Source organism: Pseudomonas sp. AGC41 (assembly GCF_057334555.1).
Genome location: NZ_JBHFJB010000067.1, coordinates 4733 through 5577, shown reverse-complemented (window position 1 = coordinate 5577; position 845 = coordinate 4733). Strand labels below are relative to the sequence as shown.

Sequence of the window (845 nt, the reverse complement as noted above, 5' to 3'; positions counted from 1 at the left end):
ACTGCGAAGCGGTCGCCATTTACGCGATGGGACCGCTTCGCGCTCCAGCGGGAGCAAGCTCCCTCGCCACAAGAGCTCACTCCATCGGACGAGCGCGGCGCGTAGCCCTGGCTTCTACAAGGTAATGGCCGTGCCCAGCAGCGTCAGGAACCCCGCCAGCCAGTTCGGATGGGCGGGCCACGCCGGTGCGGTGGCCAGGTTGCCTTGGACATGGGCTTCGGTCACTGGAATATCGATGAACGTCCCGCCGGCCAGGCGCACTTCCGGAGCACATGCCGGATAGGCACTGCATTCGCGCCCTTCCAGGATGCCTGCTGCCGCAAGCAATTGCGCACCGTGGCACACCGCGGCGATCGGCTTGCCCGCCAGGTCGAAATCGCGCACCAGTTGCAGGACGCTTTCATTCAGGCGCAGGTACTCCGGCGCACGACCGCCCGGCACCAGCAGTGCGTCATAGTCGCTGACCTGGACGCTGGCGAAATCCTGGTTGAGGGCAAACAGATGTCCAGGCTTCTCGCTGTAGGTCTGGTCGCCTTCGAAATCATGGATCGCGGTGCGCACCGTCTGCCCTGCGGTTTTGTCCGGGCACACCGCGTGCACTGTGTGGCCGATCATCTGCAAGGCCTGGAACGGCACCATCACTTCGTAATCTTCGACGTAATCGCCGACCAGCATGAGGATTTTTTTCGCGGCCATGGCATGGGCTCCTTTGGGATGCGTGGGGGAAACGCATTAAAGGTAGTCCGCAGCAGCGATCTCCCGAGATTAACTGACGGATTGCACCTTCAGGAATCGCGAATGAACCTGTGGGAGCGAGCCTGCTCGCGAATCAGGCAACGCGGTGG

1 protein-coding gene is annotated in these 845 nt (G+C 62.5%); it reads right to left on the bottom strand.

What is annotated here, in order from left to right; genetic code table 11:
• Positions 1–114 precede the first annotated feature (114 nt).
• Complete coding sequence (locus tag ACE04F_RS12615) at positions 115–696, bottom strand: DJ-1/PfpI family protein (protein WP_486107113.1); 582 nt, start codon at positions 694–696, stop codon at positions 115–117.
• Positions 697–845 lie beyond the last annotated feature (149 nt).